The 24,860-nt window shown below is 64.7% G+C and carries 20 protein-coding genes and 1 riboswitch; of the genes, 13 read left to right on the top strand and 7 right to left on the bottom strand.

The features are described 5' to 3' along the window. Window positions 1–10: 10 nt before the first annotated feature. The 4 genes from fliI to fliF are packed head-to-tail and all read right to left on the bottom strand — an operon-like array spanning window position 11 to window position 5,114. Complete coding sequence (gene fliI, locus P3T43_RS09850) at window positions 11–1,678, bottom strand: flagellar protein export ATPase FliI (RefSeq protein WP_429280858.1); 1,668 nt, start codon at window positions 1,676–1,678, stop codon at window positions 11–13. Beyond that, complete coding sequence (gene fliH, locus P3T43_RS09845) at window positions 1,672–2,355, bottom strand: flagellar assembly protein FliH (RefSeq protein WP_429280857.1); 684 nt, start codon at window positions 2,353–2,355, stop codon at window positions 1,672–1,674. Before fliH ends, fliI begins: the two co-directional genes overlap by 7 nt. Then, the gene (gene fliG, locus P3T43_RS09840) at window positions 2,342–3,337 is read right to left on the bottom strand and encodes a flagellar motor switch protein FliG (RefSeq protein ID WP_429280856.1); all 996 of its coding nucleotides are present in this window, start codon (window positions 3,335–3,337) and stop codon (window positions 2,342–2,344) included. The genes fliH and fliG overlap by 14 nt, the downstream gene beginning before the upstream one ends. Further along, a complete protein-coding gene (gene fliF / locus P3T43_RS09835) occupies window positions 3,327–5,114 on the bottom strand; it encodes a flagellar basal-body MS-ring/collar protein FliF (protein ID WP_429280855.1) in 1,788 nt (595 codons plus the stop codon). Before fliF ends, fliG begins: the two co-directional genes overlap by 11 nt. A gap of 251 nt (window positions 5,115–5,365) precedes the next feature. On the opposite strand from fliF, the gene fliE reads away from it, so the two are divergent. The 5 genes from fliE to P3T43_RS09810 all read left to right on the top strand — a co-directional run bounded on the left by fliE (window position 5,366) and on the right by P3T43_RS09810 (window position 8,739). Next, entirely contained in the window at window positions 5,366–5,701 is a 336-nt protein-coding gene (gene fliE / locus P3T43_RS09830; RefSeq protein WP_429280854.1) for a flagellar hook-basal body complex protein FliE, read from the top strand. Window positions 5,702–5,962: 261 nt separating this feature from the next. Next, window positions 5,963–6,406, top strand: a complete 444-nt coding sequence (gene fliS, locus P3T43_RS09825; protein ID WP_429280853.1) for a flagellar export chaperone FliS — start codon at window positions 5,963–5,965, stop codon at window positions 6,404–6,406. Continuing rightward, the gene (locus P3T43_RS09820) at window positions 6,403–6,729 is read left to right on the top strand and encodes a flagellar protein FliT (RefSeq protein WP_429280852.1); all 327 of its coding nucleotides are present in this window, start codon (window positions 6,403–6,405) and stop codon (window positions 6,727–6,729) included. Before fliS ends, P3T43_RS09820 begins: the two co-directional genes overlap by 4 nt. Window positions 6,730–6,832: 103 nt before the next feature. Continuing rightward, the gene (locus P3T43_RS09815) at window positions 6,833–8,410 is read left to right on the top strand and encodes a flagellar hook-length control protein FliK (protein ID WP_429280851.1); all 1,578 of its coding nucleotides are present in this window, start codon (window positions 6,833–6,835) and stop codon (window positions 8,408–8,410) included. Next, window positions 8,410–8,739 carry an EscU/YscU/HrcU family type III secretion system export apparatus switch protein gene (locus tag P3T43_RS09810; RefSeq protein ID WP_429280850.1) on the top strand — a complete coding sequence of 110 codons (330 nt, stop codon included), beginning with the start codon at window positions 8,410–8,412 and terminating at the stop codon, window positions 8,737–8,739. Before P3T43_RS09815 ends, P3T43_RS09810 begins: the two co-directional genes overlap by 1 nt. 104 nt (window positions 8,740–8,843) lie before the next feature. Here the strand turns inward: P3T43_RS09810 and P3T43_RS09805 are convergent, their stop codons facing one another. Both P3T43_RS09805 and P3T43_RS09800 read right to left on the bottom strand, forming a co-directional pair. Further along, the gene (locus P3T43_RS09805; protein WP_429280849.1) at window positions 8,844–10,262 is read right to left on the bottom strand and encodes a coniferyl aldehyde dehydrogenase; all 1,419 of its coding nucleotides are present in this window, start codon (window positions 10,260–10,262) and stop codon (window positions 8,844–8,846) included. A 48-nt stretch (window positions 10,263–10,310) separates the two neighbouring features. Continuing rightward, complete coding sequence (locus P3T43_RS09800) at window positions 10,311–11,993, bottom strand: isovaleryl-CoA dehydrogenase (protein ID WP_429280848.1); 1,683 nt, start codon at window positions 11,991–11,993, stop codon at window positions 10,311–10,313. A 393-nt stretch (window positions 11,994–12,386) separates the two neighbouring features. Between P3T43_RS09800 and P3T43_RS09795 the strand changes: the two genes are divergently transcribed. Both P3T43_RS09795 and P3T43_RS09790 read left to right on the top strand, forming a co-directional pair. Next, window positions 12,387–14,027 (top strand): GMC family oxidoreductase, encoded by a 1,641-nt coding sequence (locus P3T43_RS09795; protein ID WP_429280847.1) that lies wholly within the window; start codon window positions 12,387–12,389, stop codon window positions 14,025–14,027. A gap of 243 nt (window positions 14,028–14,270) precedes the next feature. Beyond that, complete coding sequence (locus P3T43_RS09790) at window positions 14,271–16,043, top strand: OmpA family protein (RefSeq protein ID WP_429280846.1); 1,773 nt, start codon at window positions 14,271–14,273, stop codon at window positions 16,041–16,043. A gap of 29 nt (window positions 16,044–16,072) precedes the next feature. Here the strand turns inward: P3T43_RS09790 and P3T43_RS09785 are convergent, their stop codons facing one another. After that, window positions 16,073–17,050: a LysR substrate-binding domain-containing protein gene (locus P3T43_RS09785; RefSeq protein WP_429280845.1), complete on the bottom strand. Its 978-nt coding sequence runs from the start codon at window positions 17,048–17,050 to the stop codon at window positions 16,073–16,075. A 222-nt stretch (window positions 17,051–17,272) separates the two neighbouring features. On the opposite strand from P3T43_RS09785, the gene P3T43_RS09780 reads away from it, so the two are divergent. The 6 genes from P3T43_RS09780 (at window position 17,273) to P3T43_RS09755 (ending at window position 24,819) form a co-directional block, all read left to right on the top strand. Continuing rightward, window positions 17,273–18,046: a glycosyltransferase family 2 protein gene (locus P3T43_RS09780; RefSeq protein WP_429280844.1), complete on the top strand. Its 774-nt coding sequence runs from the start codon at window positions 17,273–17,275 to the stop codon at window positions 18,044–18,046. Between the two features lie 72 nt (window positions 18,047–18,118). Beyond that, window positions 18,119–18,254, top strand: a riboswitch (S-adenosyl-L-homocysteine riboswitch). Between the two features lie 33 nt (window positions 18,255–18,287). After that, the gene (ahcY, locus tag P3T43_RS09775) at window positions 18,288–19,709 is read left to right on the top strand and encodes an adenosylhomocysteinase (protein ID WP_429280843.1); all 1,422 of its coding nucleotides are present in this window, start codon (window positions 18,288–18,290) and stop codon (window positions 19,707–19,709) included. A 194-nt stretch (window positions 19,710–19,903) separates the two neighbouring features. Next, a complete protein-coding gene (locus P3T43_RS09770; RefSeq protein ID WP_079498750.1) occupies window positions 19,904–20,257 on the top strand; it encodes a phage holin family protein in 354 nt (117 codons plus the stop codon). 33 nt (window positions 20,258–20,290) lie between these two features. Next, on the top strand, window positions 20,291–21,121 hold the full coding sequence (gene metF, locus P3T43_RS09765) for a methylenetetrahydrofolate reductase [NAD(P)H] (protein ID WP_429280842.1): 831 nt from the start codon (window positions 20,291–20,293) through the stop codon (window positions 21,119–21,121). Window positions 21,122–21,334: 213 nt separating this feature from the next. Further along, window positions 21,335–22,978, top strand: coding sequence for an ABC transporter substrate-binding protein (locus P3T43_RS09760; RefSeq protein ID WP_429280841.1), 1,644 nt, complete (start codon window positions 21,335–21,337; stop codon window positions 22,976–22,978). Window positions 22,979–23,190: 212 nt separating this feature from the next. Continuing rightward, complete coding sequence (locus tag P3T43_RS09755; RefSeq protein WP_429280840.1) at window positions 23,191–24,819, top strand: ABC transporter substrate-binding protein; 1,629 nt, start codon at window positions 23,191–23,193, stop codon at window positions 24,817–24,819. Window positions 24,820–24,860 lie beyond the last annotated feature (41 nt).

The following is a 24,860-nucleotide window of genomic DNA, read 5'->3' as shown; positions in this document are numbered from 1 at the left end:
GTCAGCCTCCTTAGGCAAACAGCGCATTGAGTCTCTGCAGACTCGCCTCGAATTCCGCGCATTCGCGGAAGCCTTGCTGCAAAAATGCTTCGATGCGCGGATACAGCGCAATCGCACGGTCGAGTAACGGGTCGCGCCCGCTCGAATAGGCGCCGACGTTGATCAGGTCGCGGTTACGCTGGTAACGCGACAGCATCTGTTTGAACAGACGCGTTTTTTCCAGATGCGGCTCTTCGATCAGCGAGGTCATCGCGCGGCTGATCGACGCTTCGATGTCGATCGCCGGATAGTGGCCGGCCTCGGCGAGCGAGCGCGACAGCACGATATGGCCGTCGAGAATCGCGCGGGCCGAATCGGCAATCGGGTCCTGCTGGTCGTCGCCTTCGGTCAGCACCGTGTAGAACGCCGTGATTGATCCGCCGCCCGCCGGGCCATTGCCGGTGCGCTCGACGAGCGCCGGCAGCTTGGCGAACACCGAAGGCGGATAGCCTTTGGTGGCCGGCGGCTCGCCGATCGCCAGCGCGATCTCGCGCTGCGCCATGGCATAGCGGGTCAGCGAGTCCATTAGCAGCAGCACATGCTTGCCCTGATCGCGGAAATATTCGGCGAGCGAGGTCGAGTAAGCAGCGGCCTGCATCCGCAGGAGCGGTGAGACGTCTGCGGGCGCCGCGACGACGACGGAGCGCGCGAGGCCATCCTCACCGAGAATCTGTTCGATGAATTCCTTCACTTCGCGGCCGCGCTCGCCGATCAGGCCGATCACGATCACTTCGGCACTGGTGTAGCGCGCCATGGTGCCGAGCAGCACCGATTTACCGACGCCCGAACCGGCGAAGAGTCCCATGCGCTGGCCACGGCCCACGGTCAGCAAGGCGTTGATCGCGCGCACGCCGACGTCGAGCACCTTATGAATCGGCTCGCGGTTCAGCGGGTTGATGGTGGGCGCGGACAGCGGCGCATCCGCTTTGGCGCCGAGCGGGCCGAGTCCGTCGAGCGGCCGCCCCGATGCATCCAGCACGCGGCCGAGCAGTTCCCAACCCACCGGCAGGCGCTTGGCGCCGGCCATCGGATCGGCGATCGGCGCGCTTTCCAGCGGATAGACGCGCGCACCGGGCAGCAGGCCGATGACTTCGGTGGTCGGCATCAGGAACAGCTTGTCGCCGGCGAAGCCGACCACTTCGGCTTCTGCCATCGGCAGTGAGCTGCCTTGCGGCAGTTCGATCATCACTTCGGCGCCGACCGACAGTCGCAGTCCAACCGCTTCGAGCACGAGGCCTGCCGCACGCGTCAAGCGTCCGCAGGCGCGCATGGGCCGGGCGATCGCGTTGCGGGCGCGCAAGCCGTCCAGGTGGGCGCGCCAGGCGTTCACGTGCGGGTTGTCGGCAAGCGCGGGATCCGGCGCGGGACGTGCCGCGGCGGCTGCGTTCGCGGCGCCTGGCGTCGCATCGCGGCTCGCGGCGGCAAACGCGCCGGTTGAATGGCCATGGCGGGGATCGTGCGGGGCGGCCATCCGTGGGGCGGTGCTGCGCGGCGCCGCTTGCGGACGCGGTGCGTCCTGCGGCTCGTCGGACAACGCCTCGTCGGCCAGCGCCTCGGCGCCGAACGACGCCAGCGCCAGCTCCTGTTCGAGCGGCGTCAGATCGCTGGCGCGGATCTCCGCGATGGTCGGCTTTACCATGTGCTGGCCTTGCCGAGGGCGGCGGCAACCCGCTCCCAGCGTGTGTCAATACCGGCATCCACTTCGCCGGTGCCGGCATGGGCGCGGCAACCGCCGCGCTCGACCGCCGGGTCCGTGCGCACGGACCAGCCGCGCGCCTGCAATTCTTCCATTAGATACGCCTCGACCACCGGCAGATCCGCCGGGCTCACGATCAGGTGCGGCGCGCCGATCAAGGCTGGCTCGGCGGCCAGCACTTCGCGGGCGGCGGCGATCAGCGCGGCCGGGTCGTGCTGCACGTGCTGGCGCACCACCTGCTGCGCGATGTCCAGCGCGAGGGCGACCAGCGTTTCCGAAATTTCGTGTTGCGCGCCGTCGAGCGCGGCCTTGAAGGTTTCCGCCAGCGCGGCGAGGCGCGCGGCTTCTTCGCGCGCTTCGGCCTGGCCCTGGGCGAAGCCCTGCGCGTGACCCTGATCGTAGCCAGCCTGGTAGCCGAGCGCCTGACCGGCCACATGACCGGAGGCGACGCCCTGGGCATGCGCGGCATCGCGCAACCGCTGCAGTTCGGCTTCGAAAGCGCCGTCATCGACAGCTTCTTCGGGCGGCGCCGGCGGCACCGGGTCGAACGAGGCCATCTCCCAGCGCTGGTAGGCCGAGAGGCTCCCCTTGCGCGTGGGATCCTGATCAGACATATGCATCTTCCGCCTTGCCGCCTATCGCGATCTGGCCGCTTTCTGCCAGGTTACGCACGATCTGCAAAATGCGACGTTGCTGCGTTTCCACTTCGGAGACGCGGACCGGGCCGCGGGCATCGAGGTCTTCGGCGAGCAGCTCGGCTGCACGCTGCGACATGTTCGACAGGAACTTCTGACGCAGCGCGGGCGGCGCGCCCTTCAGCGAAATGATCAACGCTTCGGACTCGACTTCCTTCAGCAGCAACTGGATCGCGCGGTCTTCCAGGTCGAGCAGGTTCTCGAACACGAACATCTGATCGATGATCTTCTGCGCGAGTTCCGCGTCGTACTGGCGGACGTTTTCGATCACGCCTTCTTCATGGTTGCTCGACATGAAGTTGAGGATTTCCGCCGCGGTGCGGATGCCGCCCATCGGGCTGCGCTTGAGGTTGTCGCTGCCGGACAGCAGGCCCGTCAGCACGTCGTCCAGTTCGCGCAGCGCGGCCGGCTGGATGCCGTCGAGCGTGGCGATACGCAGCAGGACGTCGTTGCGCAGGCGGTCGCTGAAACAGGACACGATTTCGGAGGCCTGATCGCGGTCGAGGTGCACGATGATGGTGGCGATGATCTGCGGGTGCTCGTTCTTGATCAGCTCGGCCACCGCGGACGAATCCATCCACTTCAGGCCTTCGATACCGCTCGTGTCGCTGCCTTGCAGGATCCGGTCGATGATCGCTCCGGCCTTGTCGTCGCCGAGCGCCTTGGTCAGCACCGAACGGATGTAGTCGCTCGAATCGAGCGACAGCGCCGTGTGCTGTTCGGCCTCGCGGACGAACTCGCGCAGCACTTCGTCGACCTGTTCGCGCGTCACGTTCTTCAGCGCCGCCATGGCGACACCGATCTTCTGGACCTCGCGCGGCCCGAGAAACTTGAATACCTGCGCGGCTTCTTCCTCACCGATCGAGATCAGCAGGAGCGCGCTCTTCACCACGCCTTCAGCGCTCATCGGACACCCAGTTCTTGACGACAGTTGCAACGATCTTCGGATCCTGGCGCGCGATGTTGCGTGCGTATTCCAGATTCCGCTCGAATTTGTGTTTGTCGCTCTCGAGCGACACCAGTTCGGACTCGCCGTCGTCGTCGCCCGCGGCGCTGCCGCTGCGCTCGGAAGCCGGCAGGCCGTCGAGCAGGATCGGTTCGTCCGGCGAAGCCAGTGCGGCGAGCGCCGGTGCCGGCGGCGGGAAGGCGCGGCGTAGCGCCGGCTTGACCATCACGAAGTACAGGAACAGGGCGACCGCGCCGATGCCGAGGTAAGTGGCCAGCTGCTTGGCCAGCGCGATCATGTCCGGCGTGCGCCACCACGGCAGGTTCGCGCTCGGGTCGACGTCGGTGGTGAAGGCGCTGTTGACCACGTTCACCGAGTCGCCGCGCTTGGCGTCGAAGCCCATCGCGTCCTTCACCAGCTGATTGACCTGGGCGAGCTTGTCGGCGCTAAGCGGCTGCATGGTCGCGTGACCCTTCGCATCCACCGTGGGCATGTAGTTCACGACCACCGCCACCGACAGCCGCTTGATGTTGCCCATCGACTGCTGGACGTGTCGCACGGTCTTGTCGAGTTCGTAGTTGGTCGTTGCGTCCTTGCGGTCGCTGACCGGCGTGGTGGCCGGACCGCCCGCTCCGTTCGGCGCGTTGATCGGCGCGGAGGCGGGTTGCGGCGGCTGGTTCGACAGCGCGCCCGGCACGCCCGAGGCGCCGCCTTGCGACTGTTCCGTGTCGCTGCTGGTCTGCTGGCTGCGAATCGCGACCTGTTGCGGATTGGCGTTCGGGCCGTAGTTTTCCGAGGTCTGTTCGATCTGCGAGAAATCGACGTCGGCGCTCACCTGTGAGTGCGCGTTACCCGCGCCGAACAGGGGCGCCAGAATCGCGTCGATACGCTGCTGCGTGTTGTGTTCGACCTGCTGCACGTACTTGAGCTGGGTGGCGTCGAGTCCTGCGCTGGACGGCGGCTGGGTCAACAGATTGCCGTCCTGGTCGACGATAGTCACGCCGCGCGCCGGCATGTCCGGCACCGCCGACGCCACCATATGGGTGATCGCCATCACCTGGCCTTCGTCGAGCATGCGGCCCGGATTCAGGTTCACCAGCACGGCGGCCGACGGCGTCTCGTGATCGCGCACGAACACGGACGGCTTCGGGATCGCCAGATGCACGCGCGCCGACTTCACCGCGTTGACCGATTCGATGGTGCGTTCCAGCTCGCCTTCGAGGGCGCGCTGGTAATTGACCTGCTCGGCGAACTGGCTGATGCCGAACTTCTCGTTGTCCATCAGTTCGAAACCGACCGAACCGCTTTTCGGCAGGCCCTGGGAGGCAAGGCGCAGACGCATTTCGTGCACCTGCTCGGTCGGCACCAGAATCGCGCCGCCGCCATCGGAAAATTTGTAGGGGATGTTGGCCGCCTGCAGCGCGGTGATGATCGCGCCACCGTCCTGATCCGACAGGTTGCTGTACAGCACCTTGTAGTCCGGCGTGCGCGACCAGAGCCACAGGCCCATCACCACGGCCACCAGCACGGCGACCGCGAAGATCAGGGGCGCGCGCGGATTGCCGCGCATCTGCGTCAAGCCGGACAGGCGCTGCGTAAAGTTGCCGCCGAGACCTCCACCGCCGAGGTCCGCGGCGCCGCCGGCCTGGCCGGCGGCGGGCGCACCGCCAGGCGCTTGCGCGCCGGCGAGGCCCATACGGGCGTCGGGGTTGATCAACGAGTTGGCTGACGAATCCATGCGTCGGGTATCTCCGGGATGCCTGGGGTCCTGCCGCTTGCCGCCACACCGGGGTCGGCGGGCGCACGGACAGAGACTTTCACCAGTGGAATTATGCGCAGGCGCGGACAACCCGATTGCTCGAATAGAGCAGGGTTTCCCCCCCAGTTTCGGGTCTTTCGAACCGGGCCCGCTGATATTCTCTCGGTCAGATCGGCAGCCGTTGCTATGGCAGCCAGTGCTGCGCCGCTCTACCTTCCTCTGGAGAGAACATGACAATGCCCTTGAACGCGCTCTCGTCGGCGCTGCAGCAAATGCAGACAATGGCCGCCCAGGCCGCCGGCGGTACCGAGTCGGTCGCGGATCAGGCGGGCGCGGCCAGCTCGGGCGGCTTTGCGTCCGCGCTCAAGGCATCGCTCGACAAGATCAGCGACGACCAGAAATCGGCGGCAGGCGAGGCGAAGGCCTTCGAAGTCGGCGCGTCCAACGTGTCGCTGAACGACGTGATGATCGACGGGCAGAAAGCCAACCTGGGCTTCCAGTTCGGCCTGCAGGTGCGCAACAAGCTGGTGGCCGCCTACAACGACATCATGCAGATGCAGGTTTGACGAGACGACCGGCTGGCCCGCTTGCGGGCCGGCGCCGGGAACGGCGCGCGGGCGGGGGCCCGCGGACCGGACCTGTCACGTGAGCGGACTGCGCGCCGCAGGGCCGGTTTTTGCGCAGATTCGACCTGAACCTCCATATAGCGGCCTAAAGCTTTACGACCGCCTATCCGATAACCCAAGTAGAGAGACGAATCCGGACGCGTCGATGCGACCGGTGTCACGTCTGATACTTTCCGAATCCGCAGAAAAGGAGGAGCGCCGATGTTTTCCCCGGGACACGCTGGAGCCAACGCATATGCACGTGTCGGCGTCGAGACAGGGGTGATGGGTGCCAATCCTCATCGTCTGATCGTCATGCTGTATCAAGGTGCCCGCCAGGCCATCGCCCAGGGGCGCATGCACCTCCAGCAGGGTGGCGCCTCGGCCGTGGCCGCGCGCGGGGAAGCAATCAGCAAGGCGATCCGGATTATCGAAAGCGGGCTGCAGGCCTCGCTCAACGTCGAAGCTGGTGGTGAGATTGGAGAACGTCTGAGCGCGCTGTATGCATATATGACACGTCGTCTGTTCGAAGCCAACGTTAAGCAGAGCGAGGCGATGCTGGTCGAAGTCGACCGCCTGCTGGCCACGCTCGAAGAAGCGTGGGTCGGGATTGCGCCGGAGTTCGCGCGGATGGCGATGCAGCCGTCCGCGGAAACGATGAGATGACTTCGAACGCAGACTATTTTGCCCGCTACGAGGCAATCGCAGCGATTTCCGCACGCATGCTGCTGGCTGCTCGCCGGGCCCTCTGGCACGATCTGGTGCCCTTGCAGGAGGAGTACCGGCATCTGGTCGATGCGTTAAAAGACGCGGAAACCGGGGTGGCGCTCGACGAACTGGAGCGCGCGCGCAAATTCGATCTGATCCGCCGGATTCTGGCGGACGATGCGGCGATCCGGGATCTCGCGAGTCCGCGCATGGCGTATCTGTCGGCGCTGTTTGCCGGCCGGCCGACACGGGTGCTCAAGGAACTGTACGGAGCCCGTTGAGGGTTCGTGGGCGGCGTGACCCCAAAACCTGGCCCTGCGAGCCAGGCCCCCCGAGGGGGTAAAGAAAACTCGGGGCGGCCCAGCGTTTTCTTGAGGAACCGGTATGAACGGAATCGACACGGCCATCGCTTCACTGCTTGCGAGCCGGGTCGACAGCCTGCTCAATATCGCCCCTGGTGCGCCAGGCACCGCGCAAACGGGTGCATCCACGCTGGGCGTGGGTTCCCCCGTCACGCCCGGCGGTCCCGAACTGCCGGTGACACCGCCCGCTTCCGCACAGACCGTCCTGTCCGCGGTGGCGCAGACACTCAATGCGATCGCGCTTTCCGGCGGCGAAGTGACGCCGGCCATTCTCGGCCAGTTGCCGATCTGGGCCGCCGCACCGGCGCTCGATGTCGAGATGGCCGAACTGCCGCTCTTCGATTCGGCAAGCGGCCAGAGCACGGGCACGGGCAATTCAGGCGCGGCAAATGCCACCAACGCCGCCAATCCGGCAGGCACACCCAATCCAGCTGGCTCGACAAACACGACGAACAACCCTGACACGAGCGGCACGACTGCCACGGCGGCCACCAGCGTGGCGGCTTCGCCGGTGCCGGTGGCGGCGCTGGCTGCGGCGCTCGAGCAGACCGTGGCAGGCAGCGGCCTGTTTTACGAGGCCCACCTGGCGCAGTGGCTGGCAGGTCAGTTCACGCTGCCCGATCTCGCCAACGAACCGCAAAACCGTCTCGGCAGCGACGCCCAGTTGCCGCTCGACTGGGACACCGACGCCGATGCCGGCGCGCAGCCCGGCTCAGCGTCCGCAGCGGCGCAGCAGGGCCGGTCCGGCCCATCGCAGAGCGCCAGTGGCACCACCGACGGCAGCAATGCGGCCCGTCCGCAGGCATCGATCATGTCGCCCCAGGCCGCCCGCTTTGCCGCGGGGGAAGTGTTGGCCAATTCCCTCTCTGAACTGTCTGCCCAACCTGAGCGCGCCGCCTTGCACGCAGCCGTGACCCAGACGGGCGACAGCGCCACGCAGGCGAGTCAATCCGTCGCTGCGGCGATCAATTCAGCAACGATTCCACTGGTGCGCCAGCAACTCGACATGCTCGCCACGGGCCAGTTTCGCTGGACCGGCGAAGCGTGGCCGGGCGCGAAACTCGACTGGACCATCCAGCAGGAAGGCGACGAGTGGGAGCGTGGCGGCGGGGGCGCCAGCGCGGAGGAGGACTATCCGTGGCGCACCCGGCTCACGCTGTCGTTGCCGATGCTCGGCACCGTCGACGCGGATCTCACCCTCACCGGCAACCGGCTGTCCGCACGGGTGCTGGCCAGTCCGCATGGCGCGGCGCGGCTCGTCGAGCAAAGCGAGGGTTTCAGGCAGCGGCTGGCGGCGGCCGGGATCGAATTGAGCGGTCTGTCGATCCGCGAGGTGGGCGGTGCTGTGCCGAGCGGCACGTCCAGCGCCGCTGCCCAGGCGGCGGCTTCGGCCTATGCACGCACGGCACCGGCCGGCGACGAGGCGACCACTGGTCATCCGACGGGCACGCCGCGCCGCGGCTTCAGAGCGGAGCGGCCCGAGCGGTCTGAGCGTCCGGAGCGCGTTGAACGTCAGGCGCGGCCGACACGTCCGGCGCGTCCGGAGCGCGCCCAGTGGCCGACCACGACCACCGACACCGATTTCGACTGGGATATGTAATGAGCCGCACGCATCGCAAGAGCGCGGCCGCGCTCGTCTACGACGCCCAAGGCAGCGACGCTGCGCCGCGCGTGATCGCCAAGGGGTACGGCGTGCTCGCGGAAATGATCATCCAGCGTGCCAAAGAGGCGGGCCTGTACGTGCATGAGGCACCCGAAATGGTGTCGCTGCTGATGCAGGTGGATCTGGATGCGCGCATTCCGCCGCAGCTTTATCAGGCGGTGGCCGAACTGCTGGCGTGGCTGCATCGCCTTGAAAGCGGCGCGGCCGACGAGCCGGCAACGACCGCGATCGAGACGGTTGAAACGGTCGAAGTGAAGGGCGCGTAGCGCTTCGGTGGCGCTCGCGTGCCGCGGTGCTAGAACCGCGGCATCGTGAAGACCGCCAACCTCAGCGCAAGAACCGCAGCATCGTGGCGACGCCAACCTCAGCGCTAAAACCGCATCATCAGTTTGAGCAGCGCATTGACGCGCTTGCCATACGGCGGTGAGATCAAGCCGCGTGCATTCCAGCGCGCCTGCGTGAGCACCGGCTTCATCTTCGAGAAAGTCACGAAGCCTTCATACCCGTGATACGCCCCCATCCCACTTGCTCCAACGCCGCCGAACGGCAGGCTCTCGCAGGCGAGGTGCATCAGCGTTTCATTGACCGCCATGCCGCCCGCGATGGTTTCCTGCTCGACCCGCCGGATAGTGGCCGCGTCGTCGTCGTACAGGTACAGGGCCAGCGGCCGCGGCCGCGCGTTGATCCACGCGATGGCGTCGTCGAGCGTGTCGTAGGGCACGATCGGCAGCAGCGGTCCGAAAATCTCTTCCTGCATCAACGCGGTTTCGTCGGCGGCGTTCGTCACGGCGATCAGAGGAAAGCGCCGCATCGCCGGATCAGCGGCGCCGTCCGCGAGCACATGGAGTTGCGCGCCGGCCGCCTGCGCCTCGTCGACGAGCCGCTGCAGGCGGGCGAAATGCCGCTCGGAGATGATCGACGTGTAGTCGCGGTTGCGCGCGAAATCCGGATACATCGCGCTCATGCGGGCGCGTGCCCGTTCGATGAACGCCTGTTCCTTGCCGCGCGGCACCAGCACATAGTCGGGCGCGATGCAGGTCTGCCCGGCGTTGAGTGTCTTGCCGGCCACGAGGTTGTCGACCGCGTTGTCGAAACGGGCGTGCGGGCCGACGATGGCGGGCGACTTGCCGCCCAGTTCCAGCGTGACGGGCGTCAGATGCTCGGCGGCGGCGCGCATGACTTCACGGCCCACCTTGGTCGAACCGGTAAATAGCAGATGATCGAACGGTTGCGCGCTGAAGGCCGCGGCGAGGGCGGCGTCGCCGTTGACCACGGTGACGTGATCGCGCGCGAAGGTCTGCGCAACCAGTTGTTCGAACAGCGCCGAGGTGCGCGGCGTCAATTCCGACATCTTGACGATGGCGCGGTTGCCGGCCGTGAGCGCGCTGATCAGCGGGCCGGCTGCGAGCAGGATCGGATAGTTCCACGGCACGATGATACCGACCACGCCGAGCGGTTGTGGAATCACCTTGGCACGCGCGGGCAACAGCCACTTGTTGGTGCTGCGCCGCTGCGGTCTCATCCAGTGTCTGCCGTGTTTGAGCGCAGCGTCGATTTCCTCTTTCACGAGGAGGAATTCCGCGAGCAGGATTTCTTCCTTGGCGCGGTTGCCGAAATCCGCGTTCATGGCCTCGGCGAGCGCGTCGCGGTTGTCGAGGAGCATCGCGCGTAACGCCTTCAGATGCGCGGCGCGGATTTCCCACGCGGGATACGGCGCGCGCAGGTACGCCTGACGCTGTTCGCGCAGCAGCGCTTCCAGCGCGGCAATTTCCGGTAAATCGTTTTTCATCTCCACTCCCTGGCTGGTTGTCGATGCGCAGTGGGCTGCGCTTATGGGTCAGGCCGGAAAGGCTCGCTCGATGATCGCCGCATGATCGAACGTGGCTGGCAGCGTGCCGTACACGCGTCCGCTCTCGCCACAGCCGTCGGCGAGGCGCGTGGCGATGAAGGCATCGGCTACCTCCGCCGGGGCGTGGCGCACGAGCAATGTCGCCTGCGCGATCAGCACGATCTGCTGGGCGATCCGGCGCGCGGACGCTTCGCGGGCTTCCTGCGCCTCGGAGAGCGTTGCGACGAGGCGTGCGAGCGCGGCGCCGAGCGCCGGATGCCCCTGCGCGTCGGGCCGCCACGCGCTGAAGAGCGCTTGCGCGGCGTCGGCTTCGCGCTCGATGGCGCGCAACACGTCGAGGCACATCACGTTGCCGGAGCCTTCCCAGATCGAATTGACCGGTGCCTCGCGATAAAAGCGCGCCATCGGGCCTTCTTCGACGTAGCCGTTGCCGCCCCACACCTCCATTGCCTCGCCGGTGAACTCCAGCGCGCGTTTGCACACCCAGTACTTCGCGGCCGGCGTGACGATGCGCCGCCAGGCGCGTTCTTCCGGCGCGCTCGCGGCGTCTTCGAATGCGCGGGCGAGACGCATGAACAGGACCGTCGCCGCTTCGGATTCGAGCGCGAGATCGGCCAGCACATTGCGCATCAGCGGTTGCTCGGCCAGATAGCGGCCAAACGCGCTGCGATGCCGCGCATGGTGAATCGCCTGCACGAGCGCGGCGCGCATCAAGGCGGCGCTGCCGATTACGCAATCGAGCCGCGTGTAGTTCGCCATTTCGATGATGGTCGGCACGCCGCGTCCTTCCTCGCCGATCAGGATGCCGAAGGCGTCGAGAAATTCCACTTCGCTGCTCGCGTTCGACCGATTGCCGAGCTTGTTTTTCAGGCGCTGGATCTGGACGGCGTTTTTGCTGCCGTCGGGTGCGAAGCGCGGCACGTAGAAACAGGACAGGCCCGCGTGATCGTCGGTGCGGGCGAGCACCAGATGGGCGTCGCATTGCGGCGCGGAAAAGAACCATTTGTGCCCGACCAGCCGGTATGCGCCGCCACGCCCACTAAGGGCACCGCCGCCGGCTGCGTAGGCGCGGGTCTGGTTGCTGCGCACGTCCGAGCCGCCCTGTTTCTCGGTCATGCCCATGCCGATCAGTGCCGAGCTTTTCTGGCCGAGCGGCAAGTCGCGCGGATCGTGTTCGCGGGCGTAGAGTTTGTCGCGCAGCGTCTCGAACAGCGCAGGTTCGCGCTGCAGGACGGGAATGCTGGCGAAGGTCATGGTAGTCGGACACAGCGAGCCGGACTCGACTTGCGCATGCAGGAAATAGCCGGCGCAGCGCGCCGCCATGGCGCCGCGTTGCGGATCGGAAAATGGCAGCGCGTGCAGACCTTCGCTGCGCAGCAAGGACAGCAGCGAATGCCACGCCGGATGAAATTCCAGCGTATCGATGCGTTCGCCGCGCGGGTTGAAGGTGAACAGTTCCGGCGTGTGGCGATTCGCCAGTTCGGCGAGCGCGAGCGTCTGCGGCGTGGTCAGCGCCGCGCCATGGCGCAGCAGCGCTTCCCGATGCCACGCGGCGCCGTCGCGTTCGAGGGCGGCGCCGAGGGCGAGGTCACTGGCAAACAGGTTGTAGTCCGCGAGCGGCGGGACCTGATTGGTGACGTCGTGCGTGGTTGCTGGGCCATACCGTTCCATCTGCTGTCTCCGTTCGCCGGATCTGCGCCGGGGTCTGATCGCGGGGCGCTGTTTTATCGAGGTAGGTCATGCCGCGTGTCGCTTGCGCGGGACGCGTGATGCATTGTTTGAATGCTACGCCTCGTGTTGCAGCGAGGCTTCGACGAGGCGCCGCCGCTCATCGCTTGCGATGACGGCACGATCTTTCATCATAGGGTCGCGCTGCAGGTTTCGTTTAGAGGGATCGCTCTGGCACGGACTCGCCACAGCGCGAGAACGCTCCCTACAATGCGCAGGAATCACACGTAGACAAGTGTGCACGAGACAGCCCGGCATGGCATCGGAGTGAGCACTGCAGGACTCACTTCAATCGACAGGGCACGCGGACCACGTCGCCGCAATCAGGAGGAGCGCATGCAATACGACTACATCATCGTAGGGGCGGGGTCCGGCGGCTGTGCGCTGGCGGGTCGTCTGGCGGACGCTTGTCCCGACGCGACGATCGCGCTGATCGAAGCCGGGCCGCACACGGAGCGCAACCTGTTCGTCAATATGCCGGTCGGCGTGGCGGTGGTCGTGCCGAACAAGCTCAAAACCAATTACGGCTATGAAACCGCACCGCAACCCGGTCTGGCGGGACGGCGCGGTTACCAGCCGCGCGGCCGCGGCTTCGGCGGCTCCAGCGCGATCAATGCGATGGTGTATACGCGCGGCCATCCGCTCGATTACGACGAGTGGGCGCAACTCGGCTGCGCAGGTTGGGCCTGGTCGGACGTCTTGCCGTACTTTCGCCGTGCCGAGGGCAACGAACGCGGCGCGGATGCGTGGCATGGCGCCGACGGACCGCTGAGCGTCAGCGATCTGCGTTATCGCAATCCGTTCTCCCAGCGCTTTGTGAAAGCCGCGCTCGAAGCGGGCCACCGCGCCAACGCCGATTTCAATGGTGAAGATCAGGAAGGGATTGGTTTCTACCAGGTTACCCAGCGCGATGGACGGCGTTGCAGCGTGGCGCGCGCCTATATCTACGGCCGCAACCGTCCTAACCTGCATACGCTGGCCGATGCCACGGTGCTGCGCGTCACCTTCGAGGGCAAACGCGCGAGCGGCGTCGAGATCGTGCGCGGCGGTCGCACGGAGTGGCTTGAAGCGCGCGCCGAAGTCGTGCTCGCGGCGGGCGCGTTCAATACGCCGCAGTTGCTGATGTGCTCGGGAGTCGGACCGGCTGCGCATCTGCAATCGTTCGGTGTGCCTGTGATTCACGACGCGCCGCAGGTCGGCCAGAACCTGATCGACCATATCGATTTCACCCTCAACAAGCGGGTGGCGTCGATCGAGCCAACCGGCTTTTCGCTGCGCGGCATCGCGCGGATGGTGCCGCAGTTCGCGAGCTTCATGCGCCACGGCACGGGCATGTTGTCGAGCAATGTCGCGGAGGCGGGCGGCTTTCTGAAGAGCCGGCCTACGCTCGCGCGTCCGGACCTGCAGTTGCACTTCTGCGCCGCGCTCGTCGACGATCACAACCGGCACATGCACTGGGGGCACGGCTATTCGCTGCACGTGTGCGTGTTGCGTCCGTTTAGCCGTGGGACGGTGACGCTCGCGAGCCCCGATGCGCGTGAGGCGCCGGTGATCGACCCGCGCTTCCTGGGCGATGCGCGCGATCTGGACCTGCTGCTGGAGGGCGCGCAGATCGCGCGGCGGATTCTCGACGCACCGTCGCTGGCGGTCTACGGCGGCAAGGAGTTGTACACGCATCCGGGCCAGAGCCGCGAAGCATTGCGCGAGACCATCGCGGAGCATGCCGACACGATCTATCACCCGGTCGCGACCTGCCGGATGGGCAGCGACCCTGCTTCCGTGGTCGATCCGCAGTTGCGGGTACGCGGCGTGACGGGACTGCGCATCGTCGATGCGTCCGTGATGCCGACGTTGATCGGCGGCAACACCAATGCGCCGACGGTGATGATCGGGGAGCGCGCCGCGGAATTCATCGCGGCGGCGCGGCGCACGGGGGCCGCGTCCGCGGCCGGCGCGGCGGTGGGGGCGATCGTGTGACGGACCGGTGAGCTTGAACCGCTCAATCCCTCTGAAATTCGTGCTCGATGTGTCGCGAAGAAAGGGCAGACGAGCTAGTGCGCAATGCTCGCTGTAAGGCAGACGAACAGGAGTACCAGGAGACTATTCCGAATTTTTGTAGTCGATTTCCTCGGCCCGTTTTTGAGATTTTCACGCACCTATACTCTCGCGGCGAAAATGAGCGTGTCAGGTGGCGCGTTCACACACTCAAGGAACGAGTCGATGAGTATTAACGTAGTTCAACTGATTCAAGGCGCGCTGTCTGAAAGCGTCGTACGGCAACTGTCGAGCCGCTTCGGGTTGTCGGGAGACGCCACGGAAAAAGTCATCGGTGCCGCCGCGCCGGCGCTCATCGCCGCATTGATGCAAAAGGGTGCCACGCTCGACGGCGCGCGCTCGCTGTTCGCGACCATCATGGCACCGGAAGTCAACGCGCACATCGGCGACCAGTTGCCGCAATTGCTCACCACCACGGCCGGCTTGAGCCAGCTCGAAAGCGCGGGGCGGCAACTGCTGGCGCGCGTGACCGACCGCGGAGTCGACAGCCTGAGCGACACGATCACCGCGCAAACGGGGGTGCCGGCCCATTCCACGCACGCGCTGACGGGCATCGTGGGCGCGACCTTGCTTGGCGTTCTCAAGCGCCATTTCCTCGGGGCTCAAGGCGGCGTCGGGCAATTGCCGACGTTGCTCGGCCATCAGTTGCCGTCTATCGCCGCGTTCCTGAACGACGGCCTGCTGTCGGCGCTCGGCCTGGGCGGTGTCGCGGTGTTCATGGGCAATGTCTTGCCGCAACTAAAGGCGGTCTCCGCGCATATTGAACTGCCGGTGGCGCCGACCACGCCAGCCACGCAGTCGGCGCCGTCTGCTCAACCGATGCCGCGCGTGCCGGTCGACGCCGTGCTGCGCGAGGAACGCCGCTCGCACAAGTGGGTGTGGTGGCTGTTTGCCGCGCTCGCCGCGGTGCTCGCGTTCCTGTTCCTGCGCAGCTGCAATCATGAGCAAAGGGCGGAAGTCGTCGCTCCGGTCCAGCCAGCCTCTGCACCGGCAGCCGTAGCAGTTCCGGCTTCCGAGGTGAGCGTCGCGGCAAGCGAAACTGCAGCTTCAGCTTCGGCCTCGGCTGCTTCGGATACCGTAGCATCGGCGGTTGCCGCGAGCGGCACCGAGGCGTCACAGCCCGTCGCGGTTTCAGCGCCTACGAAAGACAGCCAACTGACCTTCGCCGTGGATCCGGCCGGCAAGCCCACGGTCACGGCGACGGTTGGCAGCGAGGCGGAAAAGACCACGCTGCTCGACACACTCACGCGAAGATTCGGCGCGGGTCACTTCGCTGCCAGCGTCACCGTCGATCCGGATACCAAACCGGCGGACTGGCTCTCGCACTTCGACGATCTGTCGCCTCTGCTGGCCGTGCCGGGTGCGGAGGTAAAGGTAGACGGCACGCGTATCGAACTGAGCGGCGCGGCTGCTGACGCGAAGCTCGGCTGGCTCGAACGGCTGAAGTCGCTGTTCGGCGCGTCGTACCAGATCGGTTCGTTCAACGTCGAGCAGGCCGTGGCCGATGCGACGCAGACGTTCCGTAGCGCGGTCAAGGGTCTGCTCGCGCCGGATAGCTCGTGCGCGGTCGCCGATGTGGTCAAGGTCCTGAACCTGCAGGTCATCAACTTCGCGAGCGCCAGCGCCCGTGTGCCGGCGTCGGCTGTCGAAGATCTGCATCAGTCGGCCCAGGTGCTGATGGCCTGCTCGCACAACGGCAAGGCTGCGAAGCTCGAAGTGGCGGGCTACTCGGATAACGTCGGCGGTGCTGAGGCGAATCGGCAACTGTCGAAGAAGCGTGCCGAGTCGGTTCGCGCGTTCCTCGTCAAGACCGGCGTGCCGGCGGATTCGTTGACCGCACAGGGCTATGGCGACGCGCGTCCGGTGGCGAGCAACGACACAGCGAGCGGTCGCTTTGCGAACCGCCGGATTGAGTTTGTCGGCGGTGAGTCGCAGTAAACGGCAGACCTAAGCGGGTCGCGCGAAGCTTAAGCGCGGCCCGGCTCGGCGCCCTCTGGCGCCACGCCCCTCGGCGCCGCTCCCGTAATGCCGATGTCCGGCCAGTGCATCACGTCATCACCGGTCTGCGTGCGCAAGGTTTCGCGCAGGACATCGAGCCACGCGCGTGCGGCATGGGAGAGGTAGCCGTTGCGCCGCCAGCCGATCGCCATTTCCCACGGAATCTCGGGTTCGACCACCGGACGGCAGGTGAACTGCGTCGCGTCCAGGCGCCGGCAATAAGGCGCCGGCAACAGCGCAATGCCGACACCCGCCCGCACCAGCGCCGCCATGAAATCCCAGTGCCCGCTGCGCCCGACAATGGTCGGCGCGAAACCGGCCGCGCGGCACGCGCCGAGGACCACGTCATTGAGCGCAAGGCTTTCGCCATAGAACACGAACGGCTCGCCCGCGAGATCCGCGAGTGGCACGTGCTGCAGACCGTCCCAGCGCGAATCGCGGCGCGCGACCAGCCAGAGCCGCTGATGCGTCATCGGCAGCACATCGATGTGTTCGAGGTCGACCGGCTGCAACACGCCGCCTAGCTCCAGTTCACCGTTGATCAGCGCCGTTTCGATGGCGCGCGAGCCCTGTTCGAGCAGCTTCAGTTCGATCTTCGGATAGCGCTGCCGGAACACGGCAATGGCGGGGGTGAAGAGCGATCCGCCCATCGGCGGTATGCCAATGGTCAGTTCGCCGCGTCCGAGCGTGTCGAGATCGTTGAGTTCGGCCTGCAATCGCGCGTGCGCCGCGAGCACGTCCTGGCCGCGCTGATAGACGATGCGCCCGGCATCCGTGAGCACCATCTGGCGGCCGTCTCGCAACAGCAGCGGCGAGCCGATTTCGTCCTCCAGCGATTTCACCATCTTGCTGATGGTCGGCTGGGTGACGAACATCTGCTCGGCCGCCGCGGTAAAGCTTTGCTGGCGCACGACTTCGACGAAATAGCGGAGGGCACGAAGTTCCACGATCTCAGGCTCCACAATTCCAGAATGGAATGATTTTGACGACGGTGAGTCATTATATTTATGTTGCAGTGCAACTTACCCGCACTTTTATTGAAAGTCACTTAGGGGTTGTCACGAGCGCGCGGCGCGCCGCCGCCGTGTTTTCAAGACGAGCGTCGTAAGCGCGACGTTATGATGAACGCCTCTTTTGTCCGCGCTTCCGCGCTATTTTCTGCGCCCGCCATGCTGCCTATCTCGATCATCATTCCCTGCTTCAATGCAGCCGTAACGCTTGCACGCACGCTCGATAGCTGCATCATCCAGCCCGAGGCGGCAGAGATCATCGTGGTCGATGACGGCTCGACCGACGCTTCGATGGAGATCGTGCGCAGCTACCGCGAACGCGACGCGCGCATCGTTTTGTTGCAGATGCCGGCGAACGGCGGCGCCGCGCGGGCGCGCAACTGGGCCGCGATGCACGCCAGCCAGCCGTTGCTGGCCTTTCTCGACGCCGACGACGAGTATTTCCCCGGTGCGCTTGCGGCCGCGAGCGGCTTTCTCGAAAACCATCCCACCGAAGCCTCGATCCGGTTCGATGTGGAATTCGCCGGTTTTCCGGCCGATATCGTCGGGCATCCGCAGTTCGAGTTGCACGCGGCGACCCTAAGCAACACGATTCCGAGCAGCCTGGTGATTCGCCGGCCGGTCTACGCGGCCTTTGGCGGCTTTCCGATGGACGACTTCTTCCGCCATAACGGCGGCGAAGACGGTGCGTTTTCGTGGGCGCTGCGTGAACTGTTCGGCAACCGTCGATTGATCGATACCCGGCGTGTGCGCATGCACTACCATCCGCGCATCCATGCGGAGCGCTATTTCCGCATCAGCTTCGGTATGCAGGCGCCGGTGCAGGCCGATGTCGACGAGTCGTTCCGGCTATCCGGCCGGTTCGTCGAAGCGGCCGTCGCCGCCATGACGCAATTGCGCACGCTGAGCGCGCCAGTCGAAGGCGCGGCATAGGCGGCCGCCGCGTTTGCGCGCAGCCACCCCTCGTCACCCCGCCTTCATCCCAATTTGCTACAATCGCCGTTCGTCTTCGAGGAGCGTTGCGACGGGTACCGCGAATCTGCATTCGCTGGCCGCCCGCCAGGCTCGGAGGCTTTCAATCGGACGGCTTGAATGCGCGCTGCGCTTTCCAACCCACCGCATCGAACCGCGCTCACGTCAAATTTCTAGTCAATTCTTTAGAAAGGAGGGCGTGATGAACGCCGCAGTTATCGATTCCAAAAATTCCCAGGATTTCCTCGTTGCCGATCTGTCGCTTGCCGACTGGGGTCGCAAGGAACTGAACATCGCTGAGACCGAAATGCCGGGCCTCGTGCAAACGCGCGAAGAATACAAGGCCAGGCAGCCGCTGAAGGGCGCACGTATCGCCGGTTCGCTGCACATGACGATCCAGACCGGCGTGCTGATCGAGACGCTCACCGCGCTCGGCGCCGATGTCCGCTGGGCGTCCTGCAACATCTTTTCGACCCAGGATCACGCTGCCGCGGCAATCGCCAAGGCCGGCACGCCGGTGTTCGCGTTCAAGGGCGAATCGCTCGACGAATACTGGGAATTCTCGCACCGCATTTTCGAATGGCCGAACGGCGAATTCGCCAACATGATCCTCGACGACGGCGGCGACGCCACGTTGCTGCTGATCCTCGGTTCGAAGGCTGAGAAGGACCGCTCGGTCATCGCCAAGCCGACCAACGAGGAAGAAGTCGCGCTGTACAAGTCGATCGCGGCGCACCTCGACGCGGATCCGACGTGGTACTCGACGCGTCTCGCGCACATCAAGGGCGTGACCGAAGAAACCACGACCGGCGTGCATCGTCTGTACCAGATGGAAAAAGAAGGCCGCCTGCCGTTCCCGGCCATCAACGTCAACGACTCGGTCACCAAGTCGAAGTTCGATAACCTGTATGGCTGCCGTGAGTCGCTGGTCGACGGTATCAAGCGCGCCACCGACGTGATGATCGCCGGCAAGATCGCGGTGGTCGCCGGTTACGGCGACGTGGGCAAGGGCTGCGCGCAATCGCTGCGCGGTCTGGGCGCAACCGTGTGGGTGACGGAAATCGATCCGATCTGCGCACTGCAGGCCGCCATGGAAGGCTACCGTGTCGTGACGATGGAATACGCCGCGGACAAGGCCGACATCTTCGTGACGGCCACCGGCAACTTCCACGTGATCGGCCACGACCACATGAAGGCGATGCGTCACAACGCGATCGTCTGCAACATTGGTCACTTCGACTCGGAAATCGACATTGCGTCGACCCGTCAGTACCAGTGGGACAACATCAAGCCGCAAGTCGACCACATCATTTTCCCGGACGGCAAGCGCGTGATCCTGCTGGCTGAAGGCCGCCTCGTGAACCTCGGTTGCGCTACCGGCCATCCGTCGTTCGTGATGTCGAACTCGTTCACGAACCAGACGCTGGCGCAGATCGAACTGTTCACCGAAGGCTCGAAGTACGAGAACAAGGTGTACGTGCTGCCGAAGCATCTCGACGAGAAGGTTGCACGTCTGCATCTGGCGCGCATCGGCGCGAATCTGACGGTGCTGTCGGACGACCAGGCCGGCTACATTGGCGTCGACAAGAACGGTCCGTTCAAGCCGAACCACTACCGCTACTAAGCAGCACAGCCACCCGGCCGCTGGGGTCGCGCGCAGGCCGCACGCCGCGCGCGGCACCAGCATCCCCGTGCCGCATGCCATGACTTAGATGGCGTGCAGCACGGGCAAAGGCGGCGCCTGCTGGCGAGCCGCCTTTGTTTCATTGCCGGCCTGTTCCGCTCAATTCTGGACTCTCAGCCTAAAAGGAGCTTTACATGACCGTGCTGCTGACCTGGGTGATCAACGCGCTCGCGCTTCTGATCATCACGTACCTCGTCCCTTCGATCCACATCCGCAGCTTCGGCACCGCGCTGATCGTCGCGGTGGTGCTCGGCCTGATCAACGCTGTGCTGCGCCCGGTGCTGATCCTGCTGACGCTGCCTGTGACGATCCTCACGCTCGGATTGTTCATTCTGGTCGTCAATGCACTGTGTTTCTGGCTGTGCGCATCGCTGTTGAAGGGCTTCGAGGTGTCGGGATTCTGGTCGGCGTTCTTCGGCTCGATCCTGTACAGCATCGTCTCATGGCTGCTGTCCGCGCTCATCTTCGGCAACCGTAGCATCGGCTGAGGTGAGCTTCATTTTTAGAACGGCGATTGAGTCATGAATCCGCTCGAACTTTCATTCGAATTTTTTCCGCCCAAGACGCCGGACGGCGTCGAAAAGTTGCGCGCCACCCGTGCGCAACTCGCGCCGCTCAAGCCGAAGTTCGTCTCCGTGACCTTCGGTGCGGGCGGCTCGACGCAGCGAGGCACGCTCGACACCGTCGTCGAGATGGCGCAGGAGGGGCTAGCCGCGGCGCCGCACCTGTCGTGCATCGGCTCGTCGCGAGAGAACCTGCGGGCGATCCTCAACGAATACCGCTCGCATGGCATCCGCCATATCGTCGCGCTGCGCGGCGACCTGCCGTCCGGGATGGGCGAGGTGGGCGAGCTGCGCTACGCGTCGGAACTGGTGAGTTTCATCCGTGCGGAGTTCGGCGACTGGTTCTGGATCGAGGTGGCCGGTTATCCGGAATACCATCCGCAGGCGCGCTCGCCGCGCCACGATCTGGAGAACTTCGCCCGCAAGGTGAAGGCTGGCGCCAATTCGGCCATCACGCAGTACTTCTTCAACGCGGACGCGTATTTCCGCTTCGTCGACGACGCGCGCAAGCTCGGCGTCGACGTGCCGATCGTGCCCGGCATCATGCCGATCACGAATTTTTCGCAGTTGATGCGCTTCTCCGAGATGTGCGGCGCGGAAGTGCCGCGCTGGGTGGCGCGCCGGCTGGAAAGCTTCGGCGACGACCGCGAAGCGATTCGCGCGTTCGGCCTGGATGTGGTCACGGACCTGTGTCAGCGGCTCGTCGATGCCGGCGTACCGGGCTTGCATTTTTATACGCTCAACAACGCGCCGGCCACCAGGGCTATCTGCGACCGGCTGGGCGCCTAAGCTCAGCTTGTACCGCCGCGCGGCTGGCCAGCCGGCCGCGCGGTTTCCTGGCTGCCTGAGCGCGGACCTCGGGCCTCGGGCCTCGCTAAGCGCTTCGCCACACACGGACCCCTGACATTGCGCGGCTTGCCGGGTAGAAGCGTGTATTGAAGCTGAATATTGTGCTGTCTATGATCGAGACGCAGCCAAGCCGGTTGCCGTCCGGAGAACGTCATGACAGTGTCGTCCATGCTCTTCGCAGTTCGCCAGGTTTGCCTGCCCGCACTGACAACCCTGGCCTTCGCCACGGCATGCTTCACACCTGTCACCGCTCTCGCCGCCTCCTTACCCGATAAAACGCTGGTGTTCTGCTCCGAAGGCAGCCCGGCCGGCTTCGACACGGCGCAGTACACCACCAGCGTCGAGTTCACGGCGGGCTCCTATACGGTCTACAACCGGCTGGTCGAGTTCGCCCACGGCAGCACGGACATCGAACCGGGGCTCGCCGAATCGTGGGATGTCTCTCCAGACGGGCTGCAGTACACGTTCCATCTGCGGCGCGGGGTGAAGTTTCAAACCACCGCGTTCTTCAAGCCGACCCGCGAGTTCAACGCGGACGACGTCGTGTTCACCTACGAACGGATGCTCGATCCGGATCAGCCGTTTCACAAGGCGTATCCGGTGCCGTTCCCTTACTTTTCCGATCTGGGGCTGGCAAAAAACATCAGCACGATCGAAGCGCTCGACCCCTACACGGTGCGCTTCACACTCAAACAGGTGGACGCGCCGTTCCTGCAGCAGATTGCGATGCCGTTCGCATCGATCCTGTCAGCCGAATACACCGATCAACTGCTGAAGGCCGGTAAGGCTTCCGACATCAATCTGTATCCCGTCGGCACGGGACCGTTCATCTTCCGCAGCTACACCAAGGACGACACCATCCGCTTCGACGGTAATCCGGACTACTGGAAGCCGGGCGTCGTGAAGGTGGGCAAGCTGATCTTCGCGATCACCGTCGATCCGGCGGTACGCCTGCAGAAACTCAAGCGCGGCGAATGCCAGGTGATGGCCTATCCGCGTCCTGCGGATATCGCGGCCGTGAAGGCGGATTCTTCGCTGACGATGCCGAGCGAAGTGGGCTTCAACCTGGGCATCCTCGGCTACAACACGACCAAAAAGCCGCTCGACAACGTGCAGGTGCGCCGTGCGTTGGACATGGCGATCAACAAGAAGGCGATCATCGAGTCGGTGTATCAGGGCGCCGGTCAGATTGCCACCAATCCGATGCCGCCCACCCAGTGGGGCTACAACAAGAGCTTGAAAGACGCGCCCTATGACATCCACAAGGCCAGGTCGCTGCTCAAGGAAGCCGGCTACCCCGATGGCTTCGATCTGACGCTGTGGGCCATGCCTGTGCAGCGTCCCTACAACCCGAACGCCCGGCTCATGGCCGAAATGCTGCAGTCCGACTGGGCGAAAATCGGCGTGAAGGTGAATATCGCCACTTTCGAGTGGGGCGAGTACATCCGCCGTGCCCACGCCGGTGAACACGAGGCGATCCTGATTGGCTGGACCGGCGACTACGGCGATCCGGATAACTGGCTCGGCGTGCTGCTCGGGTGCGATTCGGTGAAGGGCAGCAATTTCTCGAAGTGGTGCTACAAACCGTTCGACGACCTGATTACCGCGGCTCGCAGTACCACCGATCTGTCGCAACGCACCAAGGATTACATGGAGGCTCAGGTCATCTTCAAAGACCAGGTGCCGTTCACGCCAATTGCCCATTCCACCGTCTATCAACCGATCTCCAAAGAGGTGACCGGGTTCAAGATCGACCCGTTCGGCCCGACGCAATTCCTCGGTGTCGGCCTGAAATGAGCGGATATGGGCGCTTTTGCGCCCGTTTGTCGCGATCCGTCGCGTTCGGGACAGGCCGGGAGCCTATCAATCGCGCATTGGTGGGCCTGAATCTGTGCCTAACAAGTGTTTCCGATCGTCAACAGGGGAATTTCCTCCGCTTGTTGCTGCAAGCGATGCTCAAGTAAGATCGCGCTACGCCGGTGAAAGCCGGTTCCGAACCTGGAGGAAACATGAAGCAAAACAACCTGTTGCGCGCCGCGCGGATGACGACGCTCGTCGCAGCTACAGCGGCATCGATGGTGGGCGCGAGTATCGCGCGTGCCGAGATTCCGAATAAAACCCTGGTCTACTGCTCAGAAGGCAGTCCCGCGGGTTTCGATCCGGCCCAATACACCACGGGTACGGACTTCACAGCCAACACGTTCACCGTCTATAACCGCCTCGTCGAGTTCGAACGCGGCGGCACCAAGGTCGAACCGGGCCTCGCCGAAAGCTGGGATGTCTCGCCGGACGGCAAGACGTATACGTTCCACCTGCGCCACGGCGTCAAGTTCCAGACCACGGCGTACTTCAAGCCGACCCGCGAATTCAACGCGGACGACGTCGTGTTCACGTTCAACCGCATGCTCGATCCGACCACGCCGTTCAACAAGGCGTATCCGGCGCAGTTCCCGTATTTCACGGACATGGGCCTCGACAAGCTGATCGCGAAGGTCGAAAAAGTCGACGCGAACACCGTGCGCTTCACGCTGAAGGAAGTGAACGCCCCGTTCATCCAGAACATGGCAATGGAATTTGCGTCGATCCAGTCGGCCGAGTACGCGGATTCGCTGCTCAAGGCCGGCAAGGCCGCCGACCTCAACCAGAAGCCGGTGGGCACGGGCCCGTTCATCTTCCGCAGCTATACGAAAGATGCCACGATCCGTTTCGACGGCAATCCTGATTACTGGAAGCCGAACGACGTCAAGATTTCGAAACTGATCTTCGCGATCACGCCGGACGCCGGTGTGCGCGTGCAGAAGCTCAAGCGCGACGAATGCCAGGTGATGAGCTATCCGAAGCCGGCCGATATCGCGCCGTTGAAGACGGAAGCCAGCCTCTCGATGCCGTCGCAACCGGGTTTCAACCTTGGCTACCTGTCGTACAACGTCCTGCACAAGCCGCTCGACAAGGTCGAAGTGCGCGAGGCGCTCGACATGGCGATCAACAAGAAGGCGATCATCGATTCCGTCTACCAGGGCGCGGGCCAGTCGGCCACGAATCCGATGCCGCCGACCCAATGGTCGTACGACAAGAACCTGCCGAGCCAGAGCTACGATCCGGAAAAGGCCAAGGCGTTGCTCGCCAAGGCCGGTCTTTCGAGCGGTTTCGACATCACTTTGTGGGCGATGCCGGTGCAGCGTCCGTACAACCCGAACGCACGTCTGATGTCGGAAATGATCCAGGCCGACTGGGCCAAGATCGGCGTGCGCGCGAAGATCGTCACGTACGAATGGGGTGAGTACATCAAGCGCGCTCACGCAGGTGAAGACGACGCGATGCTGATTGGCTGGACCGGCGACAACGGCGATCCGGACAACTGGCTGGGCACGCTGCTCGGTTGCGAAGCGGTCAACGGCAACAACTTCGGCAAGTGGTGCTACAAGCCGTTCGACGATCTGATCCAGAAGGGCCGCACGACGATCGATCAGGGCGAGCGCACGAAGATCTACACGCAGGCCCAGCAGATCTTCGCGCAGCAACTGCCGTTCTCGCCGATCGCGCACTCGACGGTGTATCAGCCGGTGAGCAAGAAGGTCATCGATATGCGCATCGAGCCGCTCGGCTATGCGCGCTTCGACGGTGTTGGCGTGCAGTAAGACTGACGTAGTCCGTTTTTCGCACGGTTAGAAAACTGGTC

It is taken from the genome of Paraburkholderia sp. GAS41 (assembly GCF_050436545.1).
Lineage (GTDB): Bacteria > Pseudomonadota > Gammaproteobacteria > Burkholderiales > Burkholderiaceae > Paraburkholderia.
This window is presented reverse-complemented; position numbering and strand designations above follow the sequence as displayed.

Excerpts from the sequence above, each read along its gene's own strand:
- fliF (WP_429280855.1), bottom strand. The coding sequence starts at position 5,114 with ATGGATTCGTCAGCCAACTCGTTGATCAACCCCGACGCCCGTATGGGC.
- ahcY (WP_429280843.1), top strand. The coding sequence starts at position 18,288 with ATGAACGCCGCAGTTATCGATTCCAAAAATTCCCAGGATTTCCTCGTT.
- P3T43_RS09805 (WP_429280849.1), bottom strand. The coding sequence starts at position 10,262 with ATGAAAAACGATTTACCGGAAATTGCCGCGCTGGAAGCGCTGCTGCGC.
- P3T43_RS09810 (WP_429280850.1), top strand. The coding sequence starts at position 8,410 with ATGAGCCGCACGCATCGCAAGAGCGCGGCCGCGCTCGTCTACGACGCC.
- P3T43_RS09820 (WP_429280852.1), top strand. The coding sequence starts at position 6,403 with ATGACTTCGAACGCAGACTATTTTGCCCGCTACGAGGCAATCGCAGCG.
- P3T43_RS09790 (WP_429280846.1), top strand. The coding sequence starts at position 14,271 with ATGAGTATTAACGTAGTTCAACTGATTCAAGGCGCGCTGTCTGAAAGC.
- fliH (WP_429280857.1), bottom strand. The coding sequence starts at position 2,355 with ATGCATATGTCTGATCAGGATCCCACGCGCAAGGGGAGCCTCTCGGCC.
- P3T43_RS09780 (WP_429280844.1), top strand. The coding sequence starts at position 17,273 with ATGCTGCCTATCTCGATCATCATTCCCTGCTTCAATGCAGCCGTAACG.
- P3T43_RS09815 (WP_429280851.1), top strand. The coding sequence starts at position 6,833 with ATGAACGGAATCGACACGGCCATCGCTTCACTGCTTGCGAGCCGGGTC.
- P3T43_RS09800 (WP_429280848.1), bottom strand. The coding sequence starts at position 11,993 with ATGGAACGGTATGGCCCAGCAACCACGCACGACGTCACCAATCAGGTC.
- fliE (WP_429280854.1), top strand. The coding sequence starts at position 5,366 with ATGACAATGCCCTTGAACGCGCTCTCGTCGGCGCTGCAGCAAATGCAG.
- metF (WP_429280842.1), top strand. The coding sequence starts at position 20,291 with ATGAATCCGCTCGAACTTTCATTCGAATTTTTTCCGCCCAAGACGCCG.
- fliI (WP_429280858.1), bottom strand. The coding sequence starts at position 1,678 with ATGGTAAAGCCGACCATCGCGGAGATCCGCGCCAGCGATCTGACGCCG.
- P3T43_RS09760 (WP_429280841.1), top strand. The coding sequence starts at position 21,335 with ATGACAGTGTCGTCCATGCTCTTCGCAGTTCGCCAGGTTTGCCTGCCC.
- fliS (WP_429280853.1), top strand. The coding sequence starts at position 5,963 with ATGTTTTCCCCGGGACACGCTGGAGCCAACGCATATGCACGTGTCGGC.
- P3T43_RS09770 (WP_079498750.1), top strand. The coding sequence starts at position 19,904 with ATGACCGTGCTGCTGACCTGGGTGATCAACGCGCTCGCGCTTCTGATC.
- fliG (WP_429280856.1), bottom strand. The coding sequence starts at position 3,337 with ATGAGCGCTGAAGGCGTGGTGAAGAGCGCGCTCCTGCTGATCTCGATC.
- P3T43_RS09795 (WP_429280847.1), top strand. The coding sequence starts at position 12,387 with ATGCAATACGACTACATCATCGTAGGGGCGGGGTCCGGCGGCTGTGCG.
- P3T43_RS09755 (WP_429280840.1), top strand. The coding sequence starts at position 23,191 with ATGAAGCAAAACAACCTGTTGCGCGCCGCGCGGATGACGACGCTCGTC.